This window comes from Proteiniphilum propionicum (assembly GCF_022267555.1).
Lineage (GTDB): Bacteria > Bacteroidota > Bacteroidia > Bacteroidales > Dysgonomonadaceae > Proteiniphilum > Proteiniphilum propionicum.
Map to the genome: position 1 here is coordinate 3,559,662 of NZ_CP073586.1, position 23,951 is coordinate 3,583,612.

General features: G+C 44.1%; 18 protein-coding genes and 1 pseudogene. 1 reads left to right on the plus strand and 18 read right to left on the minus strand.

What is annotated here, in order from left to right; translation table 11 throughout:
• Positions 1 to 3: 3 nt before the first annotated feature.
• The 15 genes from ilvB to KDN43_RS14800 all read right to left on the minus strand — a co-directional run bounded on the left by ilvB (position 4) and on the right by KDN43_RS14800 (position 19,323).
• Positions 4 to 1,755 (minus strand): biosynthetic-type acetolactate synthase large subunit, encoded by a 1,752-nt coding sequence (gene ilvB / locus KDN43_RS14730; protein ID WP_407681771.1) that lies wholly within the window; start codon positions 1,753 to 1,755, stop codon positions 4 to 6.
• Between the two features lie 113 nt (positions 1,756 to 1,868).
• The gene (ilvD, locus tag KDN43_RS14735) at positions 1,869 to 3,707 is read right to left on the minus strand and encodes a dihydroxy-acid dehydratase (protein WP_238869497.1); all 1,839 of its coding nucleotides are present in this window, start codon (positions 3,705 to 3,707) and stop codon (positions 1,869 to 1,871) included.
• Positions 3,708 to 3,739: 32 nt separating this feature from the next.
• Positions 3,740 to 4,813: a 3-isopropylmalate dehydrogenase gene (leuB, locus tag KDN43_RS14740; RefSeq protein ID WP_238867324.1), complete on the minus strand. Its 1,074-nt coding sequence runs from the start codon at positions 4,811 to 4,813 to the stop codon at positions 3,740 to 3,742.
• Positions 4,814 to 4,888: 75 nt separating this feature from the next.
• A complete protein-coding gene (locus tag KDN43_RS14745; protein WP_238869498.1) occupies positions 4,889 to 6,421 on the minus strand; it encodes an alpha-isopropylmalate synthase regulatory domain-containing protein in 1,533 nt (510 codons plus the stop codon).
• Between the two features lie 114 nt (positions 6,422 to 6,535).
• Entirely contained in the window at positions 6,536 to 7,132 is a 597-nt protein-coding gene (leuD, locus tag KDN43_RS14750; RefSeq protein ID WP_238867327.1) for a 3-isopropylmalate dehydratase small subunit, read from the minus strand.
• A 62-nt stretch (positions 7,133 to 7,194) separates the two neighbouring features.
• Complete coding sequence (gene leuC / locus KDN43_RS14755) at positions 7,195 to 8,577, minus strand: 3-isopropylmalate dehydratase large subunit (RefSeq protein WP_238867329.1); 1,383 nt, start codon at positions 8,575 to 8,577, stop codon at positions 7,195 to 7,197.
• A gap of 373 nt (positions 8,578 to 8,950) precedes the next feature.
• Positions 8,951 to 10,438, minus strand: coding sequence for a 2-isopropylmalate synthase (locus tag KDN43_RS14760; RefSeq protein WP_238867331.1), 1,488 nt, complete (start codon positions 10,436 to 10,438; stop codon positions 8,951 to 8,953).
• 663 nt (positions 10,439 to 11,101) lie between these two features.
• Entirely contained in the window at positions 11,102 to 12,376 is a 1,275-nt protein-coding gene (nqrF, locus tag KDN43_RS14765) for an NADH:ubiquinone reductase (Na(+)-transporting) subunit F (RefSeq protein ID WP_238867333.1), read from the minus strand.
• A 48-nt stretch (positions 12,377 to 12,424) separates the two neighbouring features.
• Positions 12,425 to 13,039: an NADH:ubiquinone reductase (Na(+)-transporting) subunit E gene (gene nqrE / locus KDN43_RS14770; protein ID WP_238867334.1), complete on the minus strand. Its 615-nt coding sequence runs from the start codon at positions 13,037 to 13,039 to the stop codon at positions 12,425 to 12,427.
• Positions 13,040 to 13,070: 31 nt separating this feature from the next.
• Positions 13,071 to 13,703 (minus strand): NADH:ubiquinone reductase (Na(+)-transporting) subunit D, encoded by a 633-nt coding sequence (nqrD, locus tag KDN43_RS14775; protein WP_238867336.1) that lies wholly within the window; start codon positions 13,701 to 13,703, stop codon positions 13,071 to 13,073.
• Between the two features lie 27 nt (positions 13,704 to 13,730).
• Positions 13,731 to 14,441, minus strand: a complete 711-nt coding sequence (nqrC, locus tag KDN43_RS14780; RefSeq protein ID WP_238867338.1) for an NADH:ubiquinone reductase (Na(+)-transporting) subunit C — start codon at positions 14,439 to 14,441, stop codon at positions 13,731 to 13,733.
• 15 nt (positions 14,442 to 14,456) lie between these two features.
• Complete coding sequence (locus KDN43_RS14785; protein WP_238867340.1) at positions 14,457 to 15,680, minus strand: NADH:ubiquinone reductase (Na(+)-transporting) subunit B; 1,224 nt, start codon at positions 15,678 to 15,680, stop codon at positions 14,457 to 14,459.
• A 44-nt stretch (positions 15,681 to 15,724) separates the two neighbouring features.
• Positions 15,725 to 17,071, minus strand: coding sequence for a Na(+)-translocating NADH-quinone reductase subunit A (locus KDN43_RS14790; protein ID WP_238867342.1), 1,347 nt, complete (start codon positions 17,069 to 17,071; stop codon positions 15,725 to 15,727).
• A gap of 228 nt (positions 17,072 to 17,299) precedes the next feature.
• Positions 17,300 to 18,067: a zinc ribbon domain-containing protein gene (locus tag KDN43_RS14795; protein WP_238867344.1), complete on the minus strand. Its 768-nt coding sequence runs from the start codon at positions 18,065 to 18,067 to the stop codon at positions 17,300 to 17,302.
• A 161-nt stretch (positions 18,068 to 18,228) separates the two neighbouring features.
• The gene (locus KDN43_RS14800) at positions 18,229 to 19,323 is read right to left on the minus strand and encodes a Nif3-like dinuclear metal center hexameric protein (RefSeq protein WP_238867347.1); all 1,095 of its coding nucleotides are present in this window, start codon (positions 19,321 to 19,323) and stop codon (positions 18,229 to 18,231) included.
• Between the two features lie 95 nt (positions 19,324 to 19,418).
• Between KDN43_RS14800 and KDN43_RS14805 the strand changes: the two genes are divergently transcribed.
• On the plus strand, positions 19,419 to 20,645 hold the full coding sequence (locus KDN43_RS14805) for a PNGase F N-terminal domain-containing protein (protein ID WP_238867349.1): 1,227 nt from the start codon (positions 19,419 to 19,421) through the stop codon (positions 20,643 to 20,645).
• 78 nt (positions 20,646 to 20,723) lie between these two features.
• Here the strand turns inward: KDN43_RS14805 and KDN43_RS14810 are convergent, their stop codons facing one another.
• The 3 genes and pseudogenes from KDN43_RS14810 to KDN43_RS14820 form a co-directional block, all read right to left on the minus strand.
• Complete coding sequence (locus tag KDN43_RS14810) at positions 20,724 to 21,962, minus strand: NAD(P)/FAD-dependent oxidoreductase (protein WP_238867351.1); 1,239 nt, start codon at positions 21,960 to 21,962, stop codon at positions 20,724 to 20,726.
• Between the two features lie 504 nt (positions 21,963 to 22,466).
• Positions 22,467 to 22,940 (minus strand): annotated as a pseudogene (rplQ, locus tag KDN43_RS16515) (50S ribosomal protein L17); the annotation flags it as partial.
• 8 nt (positions 22,941 to 22,948) lie between these two features.
• Positions 22,949 to 23,950 (minus strand): DNA-directed RNA polymerase subunit alpha, encoded by a 1,002-nt coding sequence (locus tag KDN43_RS14820; RefSeq protein WP_238867355.1) that lies wholly within the window; start codon positions 23,948 to 23,950, stop codon positions 22,949 to 22,951.
• Position 23,951 lies beyond the last annotated feature (1 nt).

A 23,951-nucleotide genomic window follows, 5' to 3' on the forward strand; every position in this document is an offset into this window, starting at 1 on the left:
CTTTTAAAGCTTGTGCCCGTTTCCGAGTAAAATGTCGGTAACGGTACCACCGGCGGGCACCATGGGATAAACCATCCCCTTTGTTTCCACTTTCACCTCCAGCAGATATGCCCCGTTATGCTCCAGCATCTCATTAATGGCTTCATCCAGCTCTTCACGCTTTGTCACCTTACGTCCTTTGATGTTGTAGGCATCAGCAATCTTGACGAAGTCCGGGTTTTTCAAGTGTGTTTCGGAATATCGCTCATCAAAAAACAATTCCTGCCATTGGCGCACCATCCCCAGATAACTATTGTTCAGAAGAATGATCTTTACATTCAAATTATATTCCATAATGGTTCCAAACTCCTGAATGGTCATCTGCAACCCTCCATCGCCCACAAAGATACAAACTGTTCTGTCAGGTGCACCGTATTTGGCACCAATTCCGGCAGGCAACCCGAAACCCATCGTCCCCAGCCCGCCTGATGTGACTATGCTACGGGTTTTATTAAATCTGAAATAACGCGTTGCCATCATCTGATGTTGTCCCACATCGGTCACACATATAGCATTATTATGTGTCGCCTCGGTGATTTTGTTAACCACCTCGCCCATTTTTATTTCTCCATTTTCTGGATACAGTTCATTTCTGATAATGCAATCATACTCTTTCTGTTCATAGGGTTGAAACTCAGCCAGCCACTTTGTATGCGATCGATTTTCCAGCAGGGCGGTAACTAAAGGAAGTGTTTTTTTTGCATCACCACGAACTTTGGCAGATGTCTTTACATTCTTATCTAGTTCAGCGGGATCGATATCGAAATGTATTACCTTTGCCTGTCTGGCATATGTCTTCAGATTTCCCGTCACACGATCGTCGAACCTCATCCCTATAGCGATCAACACATCACAACTGTTGGTCATCATGTTAGGCGCCACATTCCCATGCATCCCCAGCATTCCATGATTCAAATGGTGACCGGAGGGCATGGCTGACAATCCCAGTATGGTGGAACCGAACGGAATATCTCCTTTTTCCAGGAATGCACGCAACTCCTCCTCCGCATTTCCCAGAATAACACCCTGCCCTACCAGCGCAAAAGGTTTTTGGGCACTGTTTATAATGGCTGCCGCCTTCCGTATCTGATCAGTATCAGGCTCAGGAAAGGGTATATAACTCCGTAGGAAGGTAGTCTTCTGATAGAAATATTCGCATCTGTTTGTCTGCGCATCTTTGGCTATATCAAGCACTACAGGTCCGGGACGACCGCTAGATGCAATGTAAAATGCCCTGGAAACGGCCCATGCAATATCTTCCGTTCGCCTTATCTGGTAAGCCCATTTAGTTATGGGCTGTGTTACTCCAATTACATCGGCTTCCTGAAAAGCATCCGAGCCCAGCAAACCTGAAGCTACCTGTCCTGAGATGACTACCAGGGGAGTGCTATCCATCATTGCATCAGTGATACCGGTGATGGTGTTAGTTGCTCCGGGGCCCGACGTAACAAGTGCTACACCCACTTTTTCAGATACACGTGCATAACCCTGCGCAGCATGTACAGCACCCTGTTCGTGGCGCACCAGAATATGTTTTATCTTATCTTTATGATCGTACAAAGCATCGAACACGGGCATAATAGCTCCACCCGGGTACCCGAACATAGTATCCACTCCTTCCGCGATAAGCGAACGGATAAGGATCTCACTGCCCTGAATAGTCCCGGCTTCTTCCGAAGGGGACATCACTGTTTGGGTCTGTTTCTCTCTATTCATAATATTCATTGTTGATTGTTATAAAAAAGTACCGTTACGGGTAACTTTACACAATTAATTATGGACCTTATAACCCTAATCTATAAAACTTAAGTGCTGAATTTAAAAAATATCTAAATGATTCTCACTGCACCCAGATCGGCAGAACTGACAAAAGCAGCATAAGCCCTCAAAGCTTTGGACACTTTCCTTTCCCGTATGGGACGGAAAGCCTCTTCTCCCCTGGCCTCCTCCGTCCGTCTTCTTTCGGCAAGCTCTTCGTCACTGACTTTCAAATTAATGGATCGCCCGGGAATATCTATCTCAATAATATCTCCGTCACGTACCAGCCCTATATTACCACCGGCAGCAGCTTCAGGTGAGATGTGCCCTATGGAGAGTCCCGAGGTACCACCGGAGAAACGCCCGTCAGTAATAAGGGCACACTCTTTTCCCAGATGTTTTGCTTTGATGTAGGATGTGGGATATAGCATCTCCTGCATTCCCGGTCCCCCTTTAGGGCCTTCATAGATAATAACAACCACATCTCCTGCCCTGACATCTCCATTAAGGATAGCGCTACAAGCGTCTTCCTGTGAGTGATACACTTTAGCTTTTCCATTAAACTTCCAGACACCCTCGTCCACGCCCGCTGTCTTCACCACACAGCCGTTGCGGGCAATATTACCCTTCAGGATAGCCAGTCCCCCATCTTTTGTATAAGCATGCTCCACACTACGGATGCAGCCATTTGCCCTGTCTGTATCGAGCTCTTTGAACCTCGCATTCTGCGATCCCATTACAATATTATACCGGTTCCCGGGTGCGGACGAAAAGATTGTTACAGCCTCTTCCGAAGAATTGCCTGAAGTTATATCATATTTTCCAATGGCTTCCCCCAAAGTAAGGCCATCAGCACGGTGTACCGAGGTATTAACCAGTCCCGCCTTTGCCAGTTCGTTCATTATGCCCATAATTCCCCCAGCACGGTTCACATCCTGGATATGGTACTTTTTTGTGTTGGGTGCCACCTTGCAGATACATGGGACGCGCCTCGAAAGCGCATCTATATCTTCGAGTGTGAAGTCGATCTCCCCTTCATGTGCGATAGCGAGCGTATGGAGTATTGTATTGGTAGAACCTCCCATGGCAATATCAAGCGTCATGGCGTTCAGGAACGCTTCACGGGTAGCGATATTTCTGGGAAGTACCGTTTCGTCGCCATCAAAATAGTATCGGTAAGCATTCTCCACTATCTGCCGTGCAGCTTTCACAAACAGTTCTTTCCTGTTGACATGAGTAGCCAGAACGGTTCCATTGCCTGGCAGTGCTAGTCCTATTGCCTCATTGAGACAGTTCATGGAGTTTGCGGTAAACATCCCGGAACAGGAGCCACAGGTGGGACAGGCCAGCTGTTCCAATTGAGCTACACGTTCGCTGGAAACAGCCTCATCAGCCGACTCAATCATCGCGTCGATAAGGTCGATCTGTTCATCACCAATTATTCCTGCTTCCATCGGCCCTCCCGAAACAAAAATAGCAGGTATATTCAACCGCATTGCAGCTATAAGCATCCCCGGAGTAATCTTGTCACAATTGCTTATGCAGACCATAGCATCTGCCTTATGGGCATTGACCATATATTCCACCGAATCGGCAATCAGGTCTCTCGACGGCAGGGAATACAACATACCGTCATGCCCCATGGCAATGCCGTCGTCAATGGCGATAGTGTTAAACTCAGCTGCGAAACAGCCCAGCTTCTCAACCTCTTTTTTCACCAGCTGTCCTATTTCGTGCAGATGCACATGCCCCGGTACAAACTGAGTGAAGGAGTTAACTATAGCTATAATGGGTTTGCCCAACTGTTCGCGTGTCATACCATTGGCATGCCAGAGGGCCCTTGCCCCTGCCATACGGCGACCCCTGGTGCTCGTCGCACTACGTAGGCTACCCTTGCCTTCCGCAGTCATTTTTACGACTTCTTTATTATTGCCTATGTCCATTATTTCTTTTCCTTTATATATCCAGCAATCCATTCTCCAACCTCACAGGTCTTATATGCTTTTCCTCCGTCTGCAATATCTTCTGTAACGACACCTGCTTCGAGGCTCGCATTTACAGCTTCTCTAATAATAGCTCCCTCGTCCATTAGGTTAAAGCCATACTCGAACATAAGTGCAGCAGAAAGAATCATTGCAATTGGATTAGCAATATTTTTACCTGCAGCCTGTGGATAGGATCCATGAATAGGCTCAAACAATGATGTATGCAGTCCGATGGACGCCGAAGGCAGCAGTCCCAGAGAGCCGGTAATCACAGAGGCCTCATCGGTTAGAATATCTCCGAACAGGTTCTCGGTAACCAGCACATCAAAACTTTTGGGCCATTGGATAATACGCATAGCCGCATTGTCGACGAAGAGATAGTTGGTCTCAATATCGGGGTACTGAAGAGAAAGCTCCCGTGCAATCTGCCGCCACAACCGCGAAGTAGCAAGCACATTAGCTTTGTCCACTACCGTCACCTTTTTACGTCTCTGCCCGGCAAACCTGTATGCAAGATGCAAAACACGCTCCACCTCTTCACGGGTATATTGACATGTGTCGTACGCTGTATTGCCATCCTCGCTCCTACCCTGCGGGCGACCGAAATACATACCTCCGGTGAGCTCCCTAATGCATACAAAGTCGGTCCCTTCAACCAGTTCTGCGCGCAGCGGCGACTTATGAACAAGAGAGGGAAAGGTTACCACGGGACGGATATTCCCATACAGCCCCAGTTGTTTTCGCATTCTTAGCAATCCCTGTTCGGGGCGCACACTGGCATTAGGATTATTGTCATACTCCGGATCGCCAATGGCGCCAAAAAGTACTGCGTCACTCTTCATGCAAAGATTGTGTGTTTCAGCAGGATAAGGATCTTCCACGGCATCAATGGCGCATGCTCCCACAATACCTACACTGTAGGTTAATACATGTTCGAATTTTTCACAAACGGCTTTCGTAACTTCCAGCGCTTGAGTCATAATCTCCGGGCCTATTCCATCACCCGGCAATACAGCTATATTCAGTTTCATTTTTTTTCTGATAATACTTTATACTTATACTTGGCACCTATTCCATATTAAAGGTTCTGAAATCTGATGCTACCGTTACGGTAACTGCAGATAATTTATATTGGGAATACTCCCGCTTTCAATCATGTTCAACATCTTCATTGTAGCCTTGATAGCCGCGACGGTCTGGTCTATGTCGAGTGCACGGGTTTTAAACACCTTGCCCTCATACTTCCATGTAATTACTGTCTGCACATATGCGTTTGTTTTCCCTCCCGGAGGGATAACCACCTCATAGTCGATCAACTCAGGTACAGGTTTGTTGAGCCTCCTGTAAATTTTGTACATCGCCTTTGAGAATGCGTGATACTGCCCCTCTCCTGCTGCCGTCTCCTGGTATACTTCTCCTTTAATCGATATCTTCACCGTAGCCGTTGGCCGAAGCCCATCGGTGAGCGTAAGTGAATAGTTAAGCATCAGGATATCCTTGTTATCAAGACCATTTTTCAACACATCGGAGACAATGTAAGGAAGCTCATCGAGATTTACGATCTCTTTTTTATCGCCCAACTCAATAATGCGGGCTGTCACTTTCCTCGTTGCTTCGTCGTCAAGCTGAATACCTAGAGCCTCCAGATTCTTGGTAATATTGGACCGACCTGAATTTTTCCCCAATGCATATTCACGATAGCGGCCGAAACGTTCAGGCATCAAATCGTTGAAATAGAGATTTTTCTTTTTGTCCCCATCAGCATGAATGCCTGCCACCTGTGTAAATACATTGTCGCCTATGATAGGTTTATTTTTGGGAATACGTATCCCCGAATAGCTTTCAACAACCTTGCTCACATTATAAAGATTAGACTCGTCAACATTGGTCCGCAGGCCCATATGGTCGTGTATCAGCGCAATCACGCTTGTGAGTGGAGCATTGCCCGCACGCTCTCCAAGCCCGTTCACGGTTACATGCACCCCCTGGGCACCTGCTTTTACAGCTTCATAAACATTGGCAACTGCCAGATCATAGTCGTTATGTGCATGAAAATCGAAATGAATTCCAGGATAACGTCCAATCATTTCGGAACAGAATTGTCTGGTTTCATCGGGGTTGAGCACTCCAAGCGTATCAGGAAGCATAAAACGCTTAACAGGCTCATCTTTAAGTCCGTCCATCATATGGAACACATAATCTTTAGAATTGCGCATCCCGTTGGACCAATCCTCAAGGTATATATTGACAGTCAATCCCATCTCCTTTGCCGTAGAAATACTTTTCCTAACATCAGCCAGATGCTCTCCGGGGGTCTTGCTAAGCTGATAGGTGCAGTGCTCCAACGAACCTTTAATAAGCAGGTTTATCACCTTGCACCCGGTATTGGCTATCCATTCCAGCGAAGAGGTTCCGTCAACAAATCCCAGCACCTCCAACCTTTCGATATAACCATGTGCTTGTGCCCATTGGGCTATCTTCTGAACTGAACGGAATTCACCCTCTGATACCCGGGCGGAGGCGATCTCCACCCTGTCTACTTTCAGCTCTTCCAGCAAAAGGCTCACAATACTCACCTTCTCCTGAGCCGCAAAGGATACCCCTGATGTCTGTTCACCATCACGCAGAGTAGTATCCATGATCTCTATCTTTCTTACTTCTCCCAAAACAATCTATATTTACCGGTTTAGTTTGAAATGATCGTATAAGTAAATTGCCTTCAGCAGATGACCTTGCGGCAATTACACAAACAATTAATATACATAAGTACGACGTTTCTCATATTCTTCTATCTTCTCTCTGTTCGACAGCAGAAAATCAATATCATCCAATCCTTTCAGCAGGCACTCTTTCTTATATGGATTGATTTCAAACGATTCAATTTTACCCGTTTCATTATTAGATATTGTTTGCTCCTCTAAGTTTACCGTAACGGTAGCCTTCGCATTGCTGTCTGATGCTGCAAACAGTCCACTTAGAAACTCTTCGCTTACAACAACCGGCAGGATACCGTTGTTGAGTGCATTATTGCGAAAGATATCGGCAAAAAAGCTCGACACCACCACCTTGAATCCATACCCTGCAATTGCCCAGGCAGCATGTTCCCGGCTACTTCCGCTCCCGAAATTCTTACCTGCCACTAATACCTGGCCTGTGTAGGCGGGATTATTGAGCACGAAACCGCTTCTTGGCCTGCCCTCCTTGTCATATCGCCAGTCGGCAAAAAGGTTGTTGCCAAATCCTTCCCGGGTGGTTGCTTTCAGAAAACGGGCCGGTATAATCTGGTCGGTATCCACATTTTCAATGGGAAGCGGAACATATGTTGATGTGATTGTTTGAAATTTTTCCATTTTTTATTTTTTCTATCATTTACTATTTTTGTCGAATATCCGGGGACATTAGCCGCCTGAAGTTAGGGTTGGGTTATTTTTCCGTTTACAGCCGCCGCAGCCGCCACCAGCGGACCCGCCAATATGGTCCTTGAACCGGGACCCTGGCGACCTTCGAAGTTGCGGTTAGATGTAGATACAGCATACTTCCCTGTAGGAACCTTATCATCGTTCATAGCCAGACATGCAGAGCACCCTGGCTGCCGGAGTTCAAAACCTGCCTCTTTGAGGATCATGTCCAACCCTTCCGCCTCAATCTGCTTGCGTACCTGCCAGCTGCCGGGTACCAACCAGGCCGTTACATTATCGGCTTTCTTTTTCCCTTTAACATAGTTGGCGAACACCCTGAAGTCCTCAATACGCCCGTTGGTACAACTACCAAGAAAGACATAATCTATCTGTTTCCCTTCAAGTTTCTCTCCTGGAACAAATCCCATGTAATTCAGTGATTTTTTGAATGATATTTTTCCTGTCTCATCGATATCTTCCAATAGCGGTATGTTGCCATCGACGGGCATTCCCATTCCCGGATTGGTTCCATAGGTAATCATCGGACGAATCTGTGATACATCAATCGTAATCTCTTTATCGAAAATAGCTCCTTCATCAGTCTTCAACGTTTTCCAATAATCCACTGCCTTGTTCCATTTCTCTCCCTTTGGAGCAAACTTGCGTCCCTTAACATAACTAAACGTTATTTCATCGGGAGCGATAAGCCCTCCTCGTGCACCCATTTCAATACTCATGTTACAAAGTGTCATCCGTTGCTCCATTGTTAAATGGCGAACAGCCTCGCCGGCATATTCTACAAAATATCCCGTGGCACCTCCGGTTGTTAGCTGTGAGATCATATAAAGCGCCATATCTTTGGCACTCACATTATCATTCAACTTACCTTCAAAATTGATGCGCATGGTCCCGGGCCGTGACTGCAGGATACATTGAGACGCCAGCACCATTTCTACCTCGCTGGTACCAATACCAAAAGCGATGGCTCCAAAGGCTCCGTGTGTAGAGGTGTGACTGTCTCCGCACACGATGGTCATTCCCGGCTGAGTATAACCATTTTCCGGGCCTATAACATGTACAATACCGTTCCCGGGATCGTTGAGCCCATAATAGGTCAATCCGAAATCCCTGGCGTTTTTTGCGAGGGTGTCTACCTGAAAACGTGAAATCTGATCACGGATTGGCTTATCCTGCCCGATGGTAGGAATGTTGTGATCAGCCGTAAGGGTGGTCTGGTCAGGCCGGAATACTTGCAGCCCTCGTGCACGAAGGCCTGCAAATGCTTGGGGACTTGTCACCTCGTGACATAAATGTCTGTCTATATACAATTGAGTGGGGCCATCTTTCACTGTGGTAACCACGTGAGCATCCCATATCTTGTCAAAAAGAGTTTTCATTATTTAATTCATTCTAAAAATTTAATTCTTATTTAAGATCTCCCCGCACCACTGAATATAAATTCTTTTTTTTGTTTTCAACTTTGAGTCGCCTGCTAAAAGTCTCCTTAATTGCAATCGGACCAAAATACATATTAATATTTAACATATTATAGTGCTTCGTTAAATCTTCATTTATAACACTAACAGCCAATAAGTTATGCTAGATCCTCAAAGATGCCATACTCTGTTGATATTCAGCAAATTAAAAAAATCCACCGAAGTATTGTTACAAACAATCTTTTTAGATATTCAGCGCTTTCGGAACAGATTTGACTATCAAGCTGACTTAAATTCTATTTAATCACCAGGAGTAATTAGCAGCTTTTCTCTTCTATTCAACAAACTTATTCACCGCATCGATAAACGCTTCTACCGAGGCTGCCACGATATCGGTATTTGCAGCGAAGCCGTAATACAACATATCGTTGTGTTCAACCTGCATATGAACTTTGCCAACGTCATCACTACCATGATCGATTGCCTGGATGAGAAACTCCTGAATTCTTATTTTTCTTCGAATAATATTTTTGACTGCCCTGATAGCTGCATCAACCGGGCCATTACCGGTTGCAGTAGCCTCGAAACGTTCGCCGGCAATATTCAAGCCGATACTTGCCACATCGCGGACTCCTATTCCGCATACTACCTGCAGATATTCCACTTTTATCCTGTGCAAACGTGCCTCTTTACCCACAAGCATAAGTATATCATCGTCGTTCACACTCTTTTTCCTGTCTGCCAGCTCCAGAAAGTTCTGGTAGACCTTATCCAGTTCTTCGCCATCGAGCTTTACTCCAAGGAGCGACAAACGGTTTTTCAGTGCGGCACGTCCGCTGCGGGCGGTCAGCACAATAGCATTATCATCGATACCAACATCCCTGGGATTAATTATCTCATAAGTTTCTACATTTTTCAATACCCCATCCTGATGTATTCCGGAAGAGTGTGCAAACGCGTTTCTTCCCACGATCGCCTTGTTGGGCTGTACCGGCATATTCATCAAGCTTGACACCAGACGGCTTGTAGAGTAGATATGATGTGTATTGATATTGGTTTCGAATCCCCTGTCTTTATGGCTTTTGAGTGCCATCACCACCTCTTCGAGAGAGGTATTGCCGGCCCTCTCGCCAATACCGTTAACCGTTACCTCTATCTGCCTAGCTCCGTTGATAACCCCGGCAATTGTATTGGCGGTAGCCATTCCCAGATCCTGGTGACAGTGTGTTGATAATATCGCGTTTTTTAAATCAACGTTCTCAACAAGGTATCTTATTTTCGCTCCAAACTCATCGGGGAAACAATAACCGGTAGTATCGGGGATATTTACAACAGTAGCACCCGCATTCACCACTGCCTGTACTACGCGGGCAAGGTACTCATTGCATGTACGGCCCGCATCCTCGGCATAGAACTCAACATCGTCGACAAAACGCCGGGCATACTTCACCGCACTCACCGCCCGCTCAATGATATCTTCCCTATTAGAATTGAATTTGTGCCTAATGTGATAATCTGAAGTACCGATCCCTGTGTGAATACGTTTGCGTTTTGCATATTTCAGGGCTTCGGCAGCTACTTCTATGTCTTTCTCCACGGCACGGGTAAGTGCACAAATAACCGGCCAGGTCACAGCCTTGGCGATCTCAACTACCGAGTTGAAATCGCCGGGACTTGAGACCGGGAAACCGGCTTCAATCACGTCTACCCCCAACAGTTCGAGAGCCTGGGCAATCTGAATCTTCTCTATTGTGTTCAACTGGCAGCCGGGGACCTGTTCGCCATCTCTCAACGTTGTGTCAAATACATAAATTCGCTCCATGTTGTAAACTAAATATTTCTCTGTTTATATAATAAAAAAAAACCTTTCCCACGTGGTGAGAAAAGTTATCTGTATTTTTACTGTCTTTGTAAATGTATCGATATGCCAGTCTCACCCTCCGAAGTTTTCCAGAAGTAGAATAGAAATGACTAGAATATCTATTTGATTATACACTTTACTTACAGTTTGAATGATTTTCTTGCTTAATGGTTGCAAAGTAAAAGCAAAAATCTATATCTGCAAAATTTTTTCACAATTTTCTTTGAAAAAAATTGATCTTGTACAATAAAAAATATTTTTTTCACCATTTAACCACGTCTTCCTTGCACAGCACAAGTAAAAAATATTATCGTGAAACAGTAAATCATATTTCAGCAAACACCTTTAAAACATAGTAAAAATGGTATTTAAAAGAATTTGTCCGGGTCAATTTTTAAAGCATTAAACCCGGACAAATATATTCTTAGCTTAGAAAAAGATTGGAGATTCCCTCTTCTTTAATTTTAAAACAGTTCGTTAGAAAAGTCTCAATATATTTGAATGCCAATATTGTCAACGGAATAAATCTCATCGAGATTCTATATCCATACAAGCTACTATCTGTGGTTAAATTGGATATCTACCGGATAATTGATAATAAAACATCCGGAATAAATTGACCAATTAGCCAAAATCATCGAACATAATCATTTCGAGCGGAACACCCAGGCTGTCGAGCATTCGTTTAACTGCATTTGCCATAGGACCAGGGCCGCACATGTAATACTCAATATCCTCCGGGGCCTCGTGATCTTTCAGATAGGTGTCAAAAATTACCTGATGTACAAAGCCGGGAGTATACTTCACGCCTGCGGCATCAGCTGCCGGATCGGGCCTGTCGAGTGCCAGATGGAATGAGAAATTTGAAAATTCGCGCTCCAGTTCGTAGAAATCTTCAAGATAGAATGCCTCAACCAAGGCTCTTGCTCCATAGAAATACGACATCTTGCGATCGGTTGTTTTCAATGTCTTGGTCATATGCATAATTTGCGAGCGCAGAGGAGCCATACCGGCACCACCGCCTACCCAGAGCATTTCGCGTTTACTGTCTAAAACGGGATGGAAATCTCCGAACGGGCCTGACATCATCACCTTGTCTCCTGGTTGCAGATTGAATATATATGATGATACTACACCTGGATTCACATTCATCCAGGTACCCTTGGCTCTGTCGAAAGGAGGTGTTGCCACACGCACGTTAAGTGTGATGATATTACCTTCGGCAGGATAGTTGGCCATTGAATAGGCACGTACAGTATCTTCTTCGTTGGTGGCTGCAAGGTCCCACATTTTAAGCTTGTCCCACTCACCTTTGTACTTATCGTCAATATGAAAATCGGAATATTTTATCTTGTCAAATTTAGGGACCCTGATCTGGCTGTATGAACCCGGTTTAAAATCGAGCTTTTCTCCTTCGGGCAACTTAACAACAAACTCCTTGATAAACGATGCCACGTTACGGTTTGAAATCACCTCGCACTCCCATTCTTTAATTCCAAATACCTCCTCAGGAATAATAATGGACATATCTTCCTTCACTTTCACCTGACAGCTCAAACGCCAGTTATTCAACTGCTCTTTACGGTTGAAATGCCCCTTTTCAGTAGGCAGGATATCACCGCCACCATCTACAACTCGGCAACGGCACTGGCCACATGTACCCCCGCCGCCGCAGGCAGATGAAAGGAAAATATTCTGCGACTGCAATGTGTTCAACAACGTGCTTCCCATCGGCACGCTCAGTTCTTTCTCATCGTTTACAGTAATTTTCACATTGCCTGACGGCATCAATTTCGCTTTAGCTATAAGAATGATTAAAACAAGGATAAGAATGATAAGCAGGAACACAATAACACTCGTCCATATCGTTAATCCGGCCACGCTCAATAATACGCTCATACTTATGTGCTTAAATAATTATATTGTATATTTAAAAGTCTTATTCAATTAAATGTTGATTCCTGAGAAACTCATGAAACCGATAGCCATTAATGCAGTAATAATAAATGTGATACCTAATCCCTTCAGAGCTTTAGGCACGTTGGAGTATTCCAGCTTTTCCCTAATAGCAGCCATACCTACTATAGCCAGCAACCAGCCGATACCTGAACCGAATGCATAAGAGGTAGCCAAGCCTAAATTGGCGAATTCACGTTGTTGCATGAACAAAGAACCTCCAAGAATAGCACAGTTTACGGCTATGAGGGGAAGAAAAATACCAAGTGAATTATAAAGTGCGGGGCTGAATCGTTCAATAATCATCTCCACCAACTGTGTAAAGGATGCGATTACCGCGATGAATATAAGCAAACTGAAAACACTTAAATCTACATCTGCAAATTCTTCACCCAGCCATACTAATGCCCCCGCTTTGAGAACATAGTTTTCAAGCAGATAATTAAGAGGGAGTGTAATAACAAGCACGAAGGTTACGGCAATGCCCAGTCCCAGTGCTGTTTTTACATTTTTCGATACCGCCAGGAATGAGCACATCCCCAAGAAGTAAGCGAAAATCATATTATCAACAAAGATCGATCGTACAATTAAATTAATTGCGTCCATATACTATATATTGTAATAAACTATTTTTTTATCAATTGGTCTCTTCCTGCAGTTCCTTGTTCTTCGACCGGTGAATCCAAATAATACAAGCTACCAGTAATATTGCCATCGGGGCAAGCATCATAAGCCCGTTGTTTTCGTAACCTGCGTTGTAGAACGACTGTGGAATGACATGGTAACCATAGAGAGTGCCTGAGCCCAGAAGTTCTCGGAAGAAACCCACAACTACCAGTATCCACCCGTACCCCAGACCATTCCCTATGCCATCGAGAAAAGAAGGCCAGGGCCCGTTGCCCAGTGCAAATGCTTCCAGGCGGCCCATAAGGATACAGTTGGTAACAATCAAACCGACAAAAACTGACAGCTGTTTATTAACATCATACGCGAAAGCTTTCAACACCTCGCTAACAATTGTCACCAATGCGGCTACAACAACAAGTTGCACGATTATACGAATACGGTTGGGAATGGTTTTGCGCAACAAAGATATTATTACATTGCCGAAAGCTGTTACAATTGTTACGGCTATAGCCATCACAATAGCGGGCTCAAGTTTTGATGTTACTGCCAGAGCTGAGCAGATACCCAGAACCTGAACAATAATGGGGTTATTTTTATTCAGCGGTCCTAATAAAACCGCCTTTGTTTTACTTGATAATGCCATTTTATTTCTGTTTTAATTAAACTGTCCTTAATTGGCAGCATTCAAATTCATTAAAAAACTCTTATATTTTCCAACACTGGTTAGCAACATGTGATCAACACCCTTACTAGTAATGGTACCACCTGATATGCCATCAACATAATCTCTACCAGCTACAGATTGACCGGGTTTTACCACTGCAATGGACATGAACACTCCGCTTTTTAACAATTCTCTCCCTTTAAACTGGTTACGGAATGCTGGACTCACTATCTCGGCTCCCAGCCCGGGAGTCTCTCCAGCATGCCCGAATTCGGAACCGTAAACAGTACTTCCGTCCGCCTCTACTGAAAGATATCCCCATATTGGTCCCCAAAGTCCGGCGCCACTCATTGGAATAATATATCTGACTGCTCCGTCAATTTCTGCTTCGTAAACTGGCAAAACCTCTGCATTCTCATCGCTCAGTTCGGCAGTGAAAGCAGGATCGAAAGGAGAAGTACCCTCCGTACCTTCCACTTTAACACCTTCAATGTTTATGAGATAGGCATTTTTCACCAGATCATTGTATTTCTCCTCTGCTTCGGCAGGTTTTGCATCGATGTTGAGCGAACGCAAGATCTGCTGCATTTTATCGATGTTCACGTTTGCTGTCTGCCGGTCGCTAAGTACCTGGTGTGTAAAGGCCAGTCCAAGAGCAACAATAATTACCATTACCGATGCATATATGATTGTATATCCACTATTTTCTCTGTTCATAGCTCTTCTCTATTTTTATTGTTGTACCCTCTTTGCAGTTACTGTTGCTCTTTTCATCCGCCGTTTAACATTCGCATCAACTACATAGAAATCGATAAGCGGTGCAAACGCATTCATAAACAGTATTGCGAGCATCATACCTTCAGGATACCCTGGATTAAACACGCGAATAGCAATCGCAAGCAAACCTATTAGAAAACCGTAAATCCATTTTCCTTTTTCTGTTCTGGAAGAGGTCACCGGATCGGTTGCCATAAATACTGCACCGAAAGCAAATCCTCCCAGTAAGAAGTGATAATATGCCGGCATTTCCATAATGGCATTATTTGCAAACAAGTTCACCAGCAACACACCTGTCAAGCCTCCGATAAATACTGATAGCATTGTCTTCCAACTCCCTACACCAGTCGCAATCAACAGAATAGCCCCCAATAAAATTGCAAATGTAGATACCTCTCCGACCGATCCGGGGATAAATCCAAAAAACATATCACTTATTGAGAGGGGCTGCCCTGTAATACCCTGGAAAGTGAACTCTCCGAAACCAACTGCATCGGTTGTCGACAACTGTCCCAGCGGAGTTGCTCCGGAAAAACCGTCAACGACTGTCCCCTGTCCCATTCCGAAAGTATTTCCGGTACGCACCCAAACCTGGTCGCCCGACATTTTAGAGGGATAAGAGAAAAACAGGAAAGCACGTGTAATCAATGCCACGTTGAAAATATTATATCCGGTGCCACCAAACACCTCTTTGGCAAAAATCACCGCAAAGGCGGTCGCCACAGCGATCATCCATAATGGTGTATCTACCGGCACAATCATCGGGATAAGGATACCAGTTACCAGAAATCCTTCGGCAACCTCCTCTTTCTTAACCTGTGCTGCGGCAAACTCGATACCCAATCCAACCACATATGAAACAACAAGCTGAGGCAGAACGGCCAGAAATCCGAATATAAACTTTGTGAGAAATGATACATCCTGCCCGATTGCCATATAATGTTGCAGGCCCACGTTATACATACCTGCAAGAAATGCAGGTATAAGTGCAATAATCACAATGACCATCGTACGTTTAGAGTCACGCGCATCATGAATGTGCACCCCCGATTTCGATGTAGTACCAGGTACAAAAAGGAATGTCTCAAATGCATCGTATGTTGAATGAAGCCAATGCAGTTTACCACCTTCCTCGAAATTAGGTTTTATCTTATCAAGATACTTTCTTAACGCTTTCAAAGTCCTATATTTTATATATTTGTTATTACTATTTATTTATACGGCTACTCCATCTCCTTGCGAAGCAGGTCAAGCCCCGTGCGGACAATATGCTGCAGTTCAAGTTTGGAAGTGTCTACAAATTCGCAAAGTGCAAAATCTTCAGGAGCCACCTCGTATATGCCGAGTTGCTCCATCTTGTCTATATTGAATGCAATAATAGCTTTTATGAGCTGCTCAGGATAAATATCCATCGGAAACACCTTATCATATTCGTTGGAGACGATAATTGCCCTGGGCCCACCCATCAGGCGAGCATCAAGACGGTATTTTTTGTTATATTTTGGATATGTACCACCTGAACTGTAGCGTCCGGGAGAAAAAGATGCCCAGCCAAAAGCCTCGTGCACATCGTCACCCTCGGGAATAACAGTCACCTGTGAATCGTATGCCCTTAGCACACCCTCCTTCTCTATCTTGCGCCCGGTAAGCGGGTTACCGCTGATATATCTTAATGAAGCACCTTCTGTTACGTTGTTCTCGAATAGTGACTTTAACTCAGTACCTATGAGCATCTTGTAATACCCTGTCTGCTTTATTTCTGATCCAGTGAGTGCTATTGTACGTGTAAGATCTGTAACACCTTTATTGAACAGGCGGCCTATTACAGCTACATCCAGCGCGTTCAGTGTCCAAACCACTTCACCACGGTTCACCGGTTTAAGCCGGTTAATATGCACACCAACGTTTCCTGCCGGGTGTGGTCCATCAAACTCAGTGACAATAACATTTTTTGCTTCACGCAATGACTTGCTTGTTGTCTTTGTACTAATTGAAAGATAAACATCCCCTTCTGTCAGCTTTGCCAGCGCATCCAGTCCTGTCTGCAGATCTTCTTCATGGCCGTTCAAGAGAAAGTCGTAGGAGGGCGCCAGGGGGGCCGAATCGAAGCCGGTGACAAAAATATCACGTGGTTGTTTATCCGGCATCGCAACGATATCATAAGGCCTTTGTTTTATCAAGAACCAGATCCCAGCATCGAGAATAGACTGTCTTATCTCTTCAGGGGAGAGTGGAGTGATCTCTTTCTTACCGAAGACTTTATACTCTACAGTACTATCAGCCTTCACAACTATGTTAAGAATACGGCGTTTTTCACCGCGCTCAATCTCTGTAACAATACCGCTTGCAGGTGAAGCAAAAAGCATCTCCGGATGATTCTTTTCGTAGAAAAGTGCTGATCCGGCTTTCACAGCATCATTCACCCTGACGGCTAACTTGGGAGTGACACCTTGAAAATCTTCCGGACAAATTTTCACAAATTCGCTCGTCACCGTACCTCTTAGTGTCTCTTCCGATTCACCAATCAACGGAATCTGCAAGCCTTTCTTAATTTTGATTCGATTAGCCATATATGTTATAATAAGTAATCTTGCTTGAAATCATTTTGATCAACCATTATAATCAAAAGGTTTTTTTTAGTAAGAAGTGTATGAAAAACGAAGTATCTTTCTCTGAGAGCGCAAAGATACACCTTTTCCATCCAAAAAAAGAAAATTTTAAAACAAAATAGAGAAATAATTCTCTATTTAAATTCTGACCGGTATTCTTTTTTTTGTTATTCCTAACAGATAATAATGTTATTTCTCGGTGATACCTGCCATCTCAGGATCTATCATTATCCGGCCGCAATACTCGCACACAATGATTTTCTTTCCAAGTTTGATATCCATCTGTTTCTGAGGTGGTATTTTGTTAAAACATCCGCCACAGGCACCACGTTGAATGGGTACTACTCCCAAGCCGTTCCTGGCATTTTTACGAATACGTTTAAAAGCCGCCAGCAGGCGCGGGTCAATGGAGGTCTCGGTTTTTTTAGCCTTTTCACGAATTTTCTCTTCCTGTGCTTTCGTTTCAGAGACTATATCGTCAAGCTCCCTTTTTTTGTGTTCCAGGTCGGAAGTTTTTTCCTCCAACAATTCACCGGCTGCTTTAATCTGCTCTTTAATCATCGCAGACTCCTGCGCGTACTCTCGGATATGTTTTTCGGAAAGCTCTATCTCCAGTGTTTCAAACTCTATCTCCTTGGAAAGATGGTCATACTCCTTACTGTTGCGTACGTTGTCAAGCTGCTTTGTATACTTCTCTATCTTCACCTTGCTGGTCTCTATCTTTCCCTTCTGCAACTTCGTGTTATCATCTAACTGTTTCAGCTCAAGTTCAAAATTGTTAATACGGGTACCTAACCCTGCAATCTCATCATCGAGGTCTGCAACCTCAAGGGGAAGCTCCCCACGCAGGGTTTTTATGCGGTCTATTTCCGACAGATAGGATTGAAGCTTGAAAAGAGATTTCAATTTATCTTCAACCGATACTTCCAGTTCTACATTTTTTTTTCTAGTTGCCATGATGTTATATGTTTATTGATTTATATTTTATTTCAGAAATGAACCACACGTACCTGTTAGAAGGGATCTGTTCTCAACAAAAAATGCAGTAATCAAACGAAAATATAATCGTTTCATTACCACATTTTTCCGTAACTGCGGGAACAAGTCGGACCGCTCTTTTACAGATATTTCACGGGATTCGAATCGAACGCCGATTTATACAGTGCAAAGGTAGGAAATTTTCTCGAAATCAGATCAAAAAAAATCTCTTTTGTGCAAATTTCCGATTCATAATGTCCCACTACTGCAAGCAACAAACGTCCCTCAACATCATAGAAGTCGTTATATTTCGCCTCTCCCGTCACAAAAGCATCGGCGCCGTAAGCAATGGCTCTGGGAATGAGAAAGGCTCCTGCCCCTCCGCACACTGCCACATCCCTGATCTCCTTCCTCTCAATTTTTGAATGTCGTATAGTGGGCAGGTTAAAAATATCCTTCAGCATATATAGAAACTCCTGTCCCGGCATAGTTTCGGGGAGTACACCCACTATCCCGCCTCCGTTCTGCTCCCATTCGTTGTTTATAGGGTAAAGGTCGAACACAGGCTCTTCATACGGATGAACCGCCAATAATGCACGCAACACCTCTTCTTTTTTCATGACAGGTATCACTGTTTCTATTCTTACTTCCGGTTCAAAATGCAGTTGATTAATTTCTCCGATATTGGGATTGGCTCCCGGCCTTGCTCTGAATGTACCTTCACCAGATAAGTTGTAGCTGCAGCTGTCATAGTTTCCTATGTGCCCTGCCCCGGCATTAAACAGCGCGTTTCTCACGCTTTCTGCATGCTGCACCGGAACAGTTGTAACAACTTTAAGCAATGCGTGCTCCATCGGATTCAGCACCTTCACATTTTGAAGTTCCAGCATCTCGGCCAGTTTAAAGTTAACTCCGCCCTGTGCGTTATCAAGATTGGTATGAGCTGCATAGATCACGATATCGTTTTTAATCGCCTGCACGATACATCGTTCCACATAGTTTTTTCCTGTAATCGATTTAAATGGCCTGAAAGCCAATGGGTGATGCGAAATAATAAGATTACATTCCAGCGCCACAGCTTCGTCAATCACATTTTCTGTCACATCTATAGCCAGAAGAGCTCCTGATGCCTCCCTGCCGGGATCACCAACCTGCAACCCGCTGTTATCATACTCTTCCTGTAACGGCAGAGGGGCAAGATTTTCTATTGCCTGGATGATATCTTTTATACGCATATAATAATCATGTTTATCGTGTTGTCTCCACAAATATAATAGATTTTTGTATATTTACGCAAAATATACATAACAAACAAAAGTTAAGCGAAATTATGAAAAAACTAACATTCATACTGATCTTTTTTGTCGTCGCATGCACACTTTCGGCACAACGCACAAAAAAAGCCGTGACCATAAATATGTTCCGGGACACTCCAATACTCTTCAACCCTTCCGACTATCCCGACGGAGTAATTGAAAAAGATGGACTCATATACCTTGGTAACGGACGTATTGTGCTGAAAAAGTTAACTGTCCCGAAATTTAAACATTATACGAAAGCTGAAATAAAAATCACACTGGTTTCCAATGGCGACCCATGGGATAAATCGGGTTCCTGCTTTGTTATTCCACAAAATTCAAAAATATCGATGCTGGACATTGCGTCCGGCAGAGCCTCTTACCCTCAGCAAGACACAACCCGGTTTGAGGACCTAACAGGCATAGTACAAGGTAAAGATTATCTGCCTACTGTAGAGTTGATGCGTTTTATGACACCATTCGGAGTGGGCTATTTCAGCAGTAATGAAGACTCTGTCTCTTCACGCCGCCGCCCTGTATACGTTGATGGCTGGGCAAAGGAGGTATCATGGACCCAGGATATCACCGATCTGCTTCCACTGCTTGAAGGTGAAGCATATGCAGGGATTTATATCGATACATGGACAAAAGAGGGCTATAAAGTAAATGCAGAACTCTCCCTTACCGAGAGCAATATTAAAGGCGACAAGAAACCAAACATTCATGTTGAGCCACTTATAAACACAAACTACTATGTAGGTCAGAAGCATCCCGACATCTTTTCCCGGCGTAATGTGGAGATACCCTTCACCCTCCCGGCTCATGTGAAGAATGTACGGCTGAAGTATATCGCCACCGGCCATGGCGGCCACTCAGGGGGAGACGAGTTTCATCCGCAGGAAAACATCCTAACGATCGACGGCAACGAGGTGCTCCGCTTCACGCCCTGGCGTACCGACTGCGCTTCGTTCAGACGCTTCAGCCCCACCTCGGGTGTGTGGCTTCAAAAACGATCAATGGCTTACATCAGTCACGACGGCAAGCGCGCAGAAAAAGAGATCGAGGAGCCACTGGCCTCGTCTGACCTTTCACGCAGTAACTGGTGTCCCGGGAGTGACGTACCTCCGGTTGAGGTGAACTTACCCTGCCTCAAAGGCGGGAGCCATATCCTTTCCATCAGCATCCCCGAGTCCACCGCCATTTCCGATAACAAACTCAATCACTGGTTGGTGTCCGCCTACCTTGTATGGGAGGAGTAGTTTGCTCCCTTGATCACGAGGTACCTTGCAATAGCAACCTTATTTTACGACGGGATGGAACGGTGGGGCTATACAGCCTTAATCGCTATCTTTGAGGATAAGCCTCAGCGAATTATTCCTGGTAAAATAATTCCACGCCCAGTTTATAAAAACAATGAGTTTATTGCGGACGCTGAGGATAAGCATAAGGTGGAAAAACATCCAAACGAACCAGGCAAAACGACCTTTGAACCTCACGAACGGGAGGTCCACCACCGCTTTGTTACGACCTACAGTAGCCATGGTGCCCAGGTTGCGGTACTCATATTGCCTCAGCGGCTTTATTCTATTTTCCATCCTTTGCAGGTTACGTGCCAGATTCTTACCCTGCCCGATAGCCACGTTAGCAAGTTGCGGATGTCCTCGCGGATAACGTTCAGTCTCCATATATGACACATCACCGATAGCGAAGACATTGTGCATCCCCTCTACCATATTTATGCGGTTTACCTTAATTCGCCCGTTTTGCAATACCGCACCTTCCGGAATACCCCCAATGGCATTTCCCTTAACACCGGCCGACCAGATTACGTTTCTGGCAGGAATAACCTCTCCACTCTGAAGTGTGAGCACCTCTCCATCGTAATTTTGAACAATGGCGCCTGTCTTCACTATCACACCCATTGAACGTAGATAACTTTCGGAGTATTTCTGGGCAAAAGGGCTCATGGCAGCAAGAGTATGCTTCCCTCCTTCAAGCAGATATACGTTAACTTTTCCGGGATCAATGTTTGGATAGTCTTTTGGAAGTATATCCTTCGTCATTTCGGCAAAAGCACCGGCAAGTTCAACACCTGTGGCACCACCTCCCACAATGATTATATTGTACAATCCCTCTTTATTCACGGCATAGAGCAATTTTTCGAAATTGTTAAGAATAACATTTCTTACATTGATTGACTGATAGGTGGATTTTAGCACCAATGCATTATTCTCTATCTGTCCGTTACCATAAAAATTAGTGGTACTACCGGTAGCAATAACAAGGTAATCGTAACCGAACCTACCGATTGAGGTATCAATATATTTCTCAGAATCATTTACCGAATAGACCTGTGCCAGACGAATACGTACGTCTCTTCTCTTTTGAAATATTTTTCTGATGGGAAACGAAATGGTGGACGGTTCAATCTGCGATGCTGCTACCTGATAAAAAAGCGGGGGAAACTGATGATGGTTTATCTTATCAATGATTAATATATCGAATAGCCCCTTATCCAAATGCCGGACAAGTTGTAATCCACCAAAACCGCATCCTGCAACAACAATCTTCTTCATAATTCTCTTTTTTTACTCAATAAAATCAGTATTATTAAGCAGGGAGCTATTGATCCAGTTATAAGAAAGTGAATATTTCCATACTTTAACCTGACTTATTTCAGGTATAACATTTAAAATTACCAAAAGTTGCAGAAAATAAGGAAGCGCTACGAATCACTCGCGGCGCTTCCTTTAATGTTTAACATTTTAAAAATCACAGCTTCACTGCAAATACACCATCGACTGAGGTTTTAGATCTCCGTCATGATGACGATGCACCCACAGTGTTTATCATAAAAACTAAACGCTTGTTTCCGAAGATGAATCACTTGTTTCCCCTTCGTCCTTAACGTCAGGCTCAATATCTTTGGCAGCTTCTTTTTCAGAAACATCTTCTTTTACTTCATCCACTTTATCAGCTACTTCAGCAGGCTGAACATTTTCAACCTTTTTTGTTTCTTTTACAGCTGCCTCTTTGGCTTTTTCAGTTTTTTCTGCTTTTTTGTCTTTAGCTTCCTTAGCATCATCCTTCACTTTTGGAGTTTCCGCAACGGTTGTTGTAGTGCCCTCTCCTGCTGATTTTCTGCGTGAGCGGCGTGTTCTTGTCTTCTTGGCTTTGCCGTCGCCCAACATATTTTCGTTGAAATCAACAAGTTCAATAAAGCACATGGCTGCATTATCACCCAAACGGTAACCTGTTTTAATAATGCGTGTATAGCCACCGGGACGATCAGCTACTTTTTGCGATACAGTCTGAAAAAGTTCCGTAACGGCATATTTGCTACGCAGCTTGCTGAAAACCTCACGTCTGGAATTAGTGGTATCCTCCTTGCTCTTTGTAATGATAGGCTCCACGAATTTTCTCAATTCTTTTGCCTTGGGAACAGTTGTAAAGATGCGTTTATGCATGATGAGCGAGGTAGCCATATTGGATAACATCGCTCCCCTATGCGCTGTTTTACGCCCTAAATGATTATTTTTCTTATTATGTCTCATTGCAGTTGTTAGTCTTTATCTAATTTATATTTCGATGTATCCATACCAAACGTCAGATTCAGCCCTTCAAGGAGCTCTTCAAGTTCGGTAAGAGATTTCTTTCCAAAGTTACGAAATTTAAGAAGATCATTCTTATTGTGTACAACCAGCTGTCCAAGCGTCTCTACATCTGCGGCTTTCAAGCAGTTGAGTGCCCTTACCGACAGGTTAAGATCAGACAGCTTGCGTTTAAGAAGCTGACGCATATGAAGCACCTCTTCATCAAACTCCTCAATACTTTCGGAATCGGATGTCTCAAGCATGATTTTATTATCGTCAGAGAAAAGTACAAAGTGCTGAATAAGTATTTTAGCTGCCTCTTTCAACGCCTCCTTTGGATGAATGGATCCATCAGTAGTAATCTCAATAACCAGTTTTTCGTAGTCCGTCTTTTGCTCAATGCGATAGTCTTCTATCTCATATCTTACATTTCGGATCGGAGTGTAAATGGAGTCAATTGCAATGGTCTGCACATCGTCTGTTGAAATTAGTTCACGATTTTCATCGGCAGGTACATAACCGCGCCCCTTGTTAATTGTGAGCTCAAGGCGTAATTCTGCCTTCTTATTCATTCGACAAATCTCCTGTTCTGGGTTTAAGACTTCGAAACCGGTCAGTAATTTACCAATATCTCCGGCTTTAAACACATCCGTTCCCGAAATAGCGATGCTTACTTTTTCCGTCTCAAACTCTTCAACTATCCTTTTGAACCGTATCTTCTTCAGATTAAGAATAATACCTGTTACATCTTCAATAACACCCGGGATAGAAGCAAACTCATGCTCCACACCCTCTATCTTAACCGATGTAATAGCGAATCCTTCCAGTGAGGATAGCAGTATACGGCGCAAGGCATTGCCTATAGTAATGCCGTATCCGGGTTCCAGCGGGCGGAATTCGAATTTACCGGAGAAAGTGTTCTCCTGTAACATGATTACTTTATCGGGTTTTTGGAATGCTAATATTGCCATG